General features: G+C 60.0%; 7 protein-coding genes and 1 pseudogene. 5 read left to right on the top strand and 3 right to left on the bottom strand.

The window, feature by feature from the left end; all coding sequences use genetic code 11:
• The coding region (locus tag J0I79_RS03335; RefSeq protein WP_292855306.1) for a hypothetical protein at positions 1-393 on the top strand (393 nt) is incomplete at its 5' end.
• Between the two features lie 231 nt (positions 394-624).
• Positions 625-1194 carry a DUF4337 domain-containing protein gene (locus J0I79_RS03330; RefSeq protein WP_292855305.1) on the top strand — a complete coding sequence of 190 codons (570 nt, stop codon included), beginning with the start codon at positions 625-627 and terminating at the stop codon, positions 1192-1194.
• Positions 1195-1230: 36 nt separating this feature from the next.
• Here J0I79_RS03330 and J0I79_RS03325 read toward each other — a convergent pair whose 3' ends face one another.
• Positions 1231-2301: a diguanylate cyclase gene (locus J0I79_RS03325; RefSeq protein ID WP_292855304.1), complete on the bottom strand. Its 1071-nt coding sequence runs from the start codon at positions 2299-2301 to the stop codon at positions 1231-1233.
• Positions 2302-2714: 413 nt separating this feature from the next.
• On the opposite strand from J0I79_RS03325, the gene J0I79_RS03320 reads away from it, so the two are divergent.
• Positions 2715-3134: a GFA family protein gene (locus J0I79_RS03320; RefSeq protein WP_292855303.1), complete on the top strand. Its 420-nt coding sequence runs from the start codon at positions 2715-2717 to the stop codon at positions 3132-3134.
• Positions 3135-3211: 77 nt separating this feature from the next.
• On the top strand, positions 3212-3571 hold the full coding sequence (locus tag J0I79_RS03315) for a diacylglycerol kinase (RefSeq protein WP_292855302.1): 360 nt from the start codon (positions 3212-3214) through the stop codon (positions 3569-3571).
• 30 nt (positions 3572-3601) lie between these two features.
• Here J0I79_RS03315 and J0I79_RS03310 read toward each other — a convergent pair whose 3' ends face one another.
• Together J0I79_RS03310 and J0I79_RS03305 are read right to left on the bottom strand one after the other, a co-directional pair.
• Positions 3602-4189 carry a DedA family protein gene (locus J0I79_RS03310; protein WP_292855301.1) on the bottom strand — a complete coding sequence of 196 codons (588 nt, stop codon included), beginning with the start codon at positions 4187-4189 and terminating at the stop codon, positions 3602-3604.
• Positions 4186-4746, bottom strand: coding sequence for a DUF1003 domain-containing protein (locus J0I79_RS03305; protein ID WP_292855300.1), 561 nt, complete (start codon positions 4744-4746; stop codon positions 4186-4188). The genes J0I79_RS03310 and J0I79_RS03305 overlap by 4 nt, the downstream gene beginning before the upstream one ends.
• Before the next feature lie 89 nt (positions 4747-4835).
• Between J0I79_RS03305 and J0I79_RS03300 the strand changes: the two are divergent.
• Positions 4836-5037 (top strand): annotated as a pseudogene (locus J0I79_RS03300) (DNA-3-methyladenine glycosylase I); the annotation flags it as partial.

Below are 5037 nucleotides of genomic sequence, written 5' to 3'. Positions count from 1 at the left end.
CCGCACATTCCGGCCGGCTATCTTGAAATTGTCAGGGAAATGACCAACCTGGTGCTGCTTTGGAACCGCCATGGCGAATTGCGCCTATGGGGTCCCGAGCACGTCATGGCGATGGACCGGGCCTACGGCGTATCGGTGGCAATCCCCGGTGCGATGCCCTATGCCGACAATGGCGGCGGAGAATTGCTGGTGCATGGCATGGGATCCCGGGGATTGGCCACCTATCTGGTCGATACCGGATCCTTGTTTCTCGACGAAGATGCGCCGTTTGTCGCGCCCCATCTGCAAGGATTGCTGGCGACCGGACAAGGTGCGGGCTTGATCTTCAAATCGGATCAGATACCCGTAGAAGATACTGTGCCGCCGCGCCTCGAAGAAGGCGAGTATCGGTGAGGGATATGAACTGCGCCACTCGTCGGGGGCGCTGGATATGCTTCAATCTAAATGAAACATGCTCTGGGACGACGTTGGAGGAATCCGGCGCCTTTTTCGTTTCGAAGCCATGTCCTCCAGGCAGTCGCGGCATCAAACCTTACGAAAATTTATACTCGCTCGACCATTGCCAGACCAAGATTGAGGCGAAGCGTTGCCGCCGGGATTTCCTTATTCGGCTAGGATTCGGCAATGGCTATGGAAGACGCCACACAGGAGCACCTCGAGAACGCCGAGCATGCCGAACATGCCGCGCATGAGGGCAATCCGTTTCTGACCACGGTCTCGGTCACCATCGCGGTGCTGGCAGTCCTTGCCGCCACGGTGGGCAGTTTCGAGTCGCTCGAAACCGCCGAAGCGATCAATGACAAGAGCGAGGCGGCCTACCTCCAGAACAAGGCCAGCGATCAGTGGAGCTTCTTTCAGGCGAAAAGCATCAAGAAGAACAACTATGAGATCGCGGCCGCGATGGGCGGTCCCGCTGCCGAGCAGTTCCAGGCCAACGCGAAGCGCAACGAGGCCGACGGCGCGGAAATACAGGCCAAGGCAACCGAATTTGAAAATCAGGTCGACGAGAAACTGCGTGACAGTGAGGTGCGGGAGCATCGCCACCATGTACTGACCTTGGCGGTGACGCTGCTGCATATCTCGATCGCCGTTGCGACCCTGTCGATCATTACCCATGGCAAGCGCTGGCCGTGGATCGGCTCGCTGGCGCTCGGCGCGCTGGGCATCATCGCGGCCGGTTTCGCCTATGCCTGACCGCGCCGGTTCTACCAGTGCGCGGTCCGATCTGTTTCAGTCTTTCTTGTAGAGCAGCCAGCTCTTGCCGGCGCGGCCGGCCATCGTCGAGTGCCTAGTGACGCGGTTGCGCCCGCTGACCTTGGAGCGGTAGAGCGCCCGGTCTGCCTTCGTGTAAAGGTCTTCCGGTCCTTCCGCCTCGGACGCCATGCAGATGCCCATCGAGACGGTGACGGTGCCGTAATTCATGCCGGTCTGACTGCTGGTGAACGGCGTCTGCTCGATCAGCGCGCGAATGCGCTCTGCGATCTCGTAAGTGGCGTCTTCGCTGGCACCTTCGATGATCAGCGCGAACTCCTCGCCGCCGGTGCGGGCCACGAACATGTCGCCACGGATGCTGGTCTGGAAAATCTCGGCGATGATCTGGATGATTTTGTCGCCCACGGGATGCCCGTATCTGTCGTTGATGTCCTTGAAGCGATCGATGTCGGCAAGGATCAGGGCGTTGAACAGGATTCCCTTGTTGCTGGTATAAATCCTGGTGATTTCCTTGTCGAAGGCGCGGCGGTTCCAGATCTGGGTCAAGGGATCGGTATCGGCCAGCCGCTTGTATTCCTCGAGCTTCGACTTGACGCTCTCCAGTTCCGCGGTCTTGTCGCTGAGGGTCGAGGCGACCTGCCGGCCGTGGTCGATGGTCGAATTGGTGGCGACCGACATGGCATTGGCGATCTTGTGCAGCAGATCCTGCGAAAGCAGGCTGCGGTTGCTGAGACCGCTCGATGTCTCGTCGAGGATCTTGCCGTACTTCTCGATGTGGCTTCGTTCGCTCCTCAACAGCGAGGCGATGTCTTCGAGTTCCTTGGCAATGACGTCGCGCGCGTGCTCTACGATCCCAGGCCCATGGTTCTGGGCAAAGAAAGAACGGCCGATCTTGTCGAGTTCATCCTGTGTCGGCCGGTTGCTCAGAGAAAGCACGGCAAGGCTAAGCTCGCGGTTGGTTCCGCTCAGTGCCTCGTAGAAAATCTCGTAGTTGCGCGGCAAACCAAGCACGCCCAGCTGCCGCATGGTGGCAACGACAGCGGACACGATATCGGTGTTTTGATCGGTTGGGGCGGCTGCCGGCTGCATGTCTGGTTCACTCTTCCCCTAGGATCCCGATGCAGATTTCGCGGGTTCCATTGATCGCCGACTGGGGAGCGCTTGCGAACATTCCAGAACATCTTGGGAAGAGACGCGTCCCCACCCACGCCCTTCGCTTGAGAGACCATAATTGCGGCAGCGCTAAAGTTTCCTTAATTCGTAAAGCTTCCACAGGTTTTTCTCTACCTGTGGCTGTAGAGGCATAAACTTTCACACCACCATGCGCGCGACAACATCCGTTTTGACGGCCACGAACTCCAAATCCGTGTAGCGCCAGCCGAAAATGAAACTGAATTTCGAAATCGGCGCGCCAGCGGATGTCGTATTTGCTTGCGCGTAACCATCGCAAAGCTGGAATCCTCACCGCTATGCTGGATGAGGTTCCTTCGAGGAGGGGCGAAATGAGTGACAGTCACCAGGGATCGTGCCTGTGCGGAGCGGTCCGCTTCAAGACACGCGGGGCGCTGCGCGGCGTCATCTACTGCCATTGCTCGCAGTGCCGCAAACAGAGCGGACATTTCTATGCCGCGACCAACATTGCCGACGCCGACATCGTCGTTGAAGGTGCCGACAACATCACCTGGTACGAGGCATCGTCCTTCGCCAGACGCGGTTTCTGCAAGACATGCGGCTCGCTGCTGTTCTGGAAGCCCAGGGATGACGCCTATGTTTCGGTCCTGGCCGGATCGTTCGACGCGCCGACCGGCCTGGAAGGCGAATGCCATATCTTCGTCGGCGACAAGGGCGATTACTACTCGATCGACGACAGCCTTCCGCGGTTCGAAAAGTCGACGCCTTCGGTGAAGGTGGCTGGCGATTGAAATTTGGGCGATCCGCCTTATTCCATTGATCGGGCCATTGCTTTATCCCGTGCCGGTGATTCGCAAAGGGGTTTGGCATGCAGCGGCTGATCGATGCTTTTATCAATTCGGTGCGGGCATTTCGCAAGCTGGCCGTCAGCGAGAAGGCCTTCCAGCAGGAGCTGATGCTCCTGTTGCTGGCCTTGCCCGCCGGCTGGTTCATTTCGGTGTCGTGGCGCAGCTACGCGCTGCTGATCGGCGCGGTCCTGCTGTTGATCATGGTCGAGGTGCTCAACACCGGGATCGAGGCGGCGTGCGACGCGATCTCGCGTGAATTCCACATCGACATCCAGCTAGCCAAGGATTGCGGTTCACTGGCGGTGTTGATTTCGATCGTGATCGCCGGCGGCGTCTGGGGCATCGCCCTAATCGAGCGCGTGACCGGCTATCCGATCTGATTTCCCTCGCCGAAAAATCAGCCGATGGCCTCACTGCTCCCGGCCGCGCTCACGTCTGGCGATATGGCGGGCGACCAGCCAGGCGATGACAGCGACGGTCAGCCCTATGCCCAGGCCGATCAACAGCCGCTCGTGATGGGCCAGCGCCTTGCCGATGATCTGCTCCGCGCCCAGCCCAAAGACATAACCGATCGTGCTGAACAGCATTGCCCAGACCATCGATGAAATGGCGTTGAGGACGATGAATCGCGGCGCCGGTATGGTCGAAAGGCCGGCGGCGATGCCGCCGACCAGCCGCATCCCGTAAATGTAACGGTTCGACAGCACGAAGATGTTGGGATGGGTGTTGAGCAGGCGGTAGGCGCGGCGGAAGCCGGGACGCCGCCGCAACCTGACGACATGGCGGTTGTCGGCGAAGCTTCGGCCAAGGATGAAGAAGAAGGTGTCGCCGACGAAGGCGCCGAGTGCCGCCGCCACGAATGCATGCCAGAGCACGAAGACATGCTGGTGGGCGAAGAAGCCGCCAAGAATGGCGGCGCTTTCGCCCTCGGCCACGCAGCCGAGAAAGACCGCCAGCAATCCGTATTGTTCGACGAAATGGTGGATCGTCTCGGTCATGATGCGGGCTGCTGCGACAGTCTTTCGTCGATGCGCTTAACCGTTTCCGCCAGCCGCAGGATCTCGTCGCGCATGCTCAGAATCTGGCTGTGGCGCAGTTCGTCCAGCTTTTCGTGCAGCGCCATGATCTCGATCTCGGCCTTGAGATTGACCTCGTAGTCATGGGCGGCGTCGATACGGTCGCGCTCGGTCTGGCGGTTCTGCGCCATCATGATGACAGGCGCCTGGATGGCCGCCAGCATCGACAGCACGAGGTTGAGGAAGATGAAGGGGTAGGGATCGAAGGCATCGCGCGACAGGAGCCAGACATTGCCGACGGTCCAAACGGCCAGGAAAGCCAGGAAGGCGAGGATGAAGGACCATGAGCCGCCGATACGGGCGATCGTATCGGCCAGCCGGTCGCCGAAAGTCTGGTGGAAGGCGACGGCCTTGTTGGTGTCCCTGGTGATGGTGGTGCGCTCGATGGTGCTTTGCAGCACCCGGCTTTCGAGCAGACTGAGCCCGTCGGGCTTTCGCCTCAGCCAGCGGTTCGCCAGGTCGTCGATCGTCTTGTTCATGGCCGTCTCCTGGGCTCGCCTGTCATAAGACGTAGAGGCTGCGGGCTGTCTCGGGAAGTGTTACATCTAGGGCAACTTGTGAGGGACCGATGGCTGATTTCAAGATAATTCGCCAGCGCGCGGCAAAACGCAAAGGCGGCGAGGCGGAGCTTGCTACCTTGCTGGGGCCGGCGCCGGACAATGCCGCGGTCGCCGACATCGCGGATGACCGTATTCTCTCCACCATGGCCGAGCGGGTTTTTGCCGCCGGCTTCGTCTGGCGTGTCATCGAGCAAAAATGGCCCGGCTTCG

This window comes from Mesorhizobium sp. (assembly GCF_017306585.1).
Lineage (GTDB): Bacteria > Pseudomonadota > Alphaproteobacteria > Rhizobiales > Rhizobiaceae > Mesorhizobium.
This window is presented reverse-complemented; position numbering and strand designations above follow the sequence as displayed.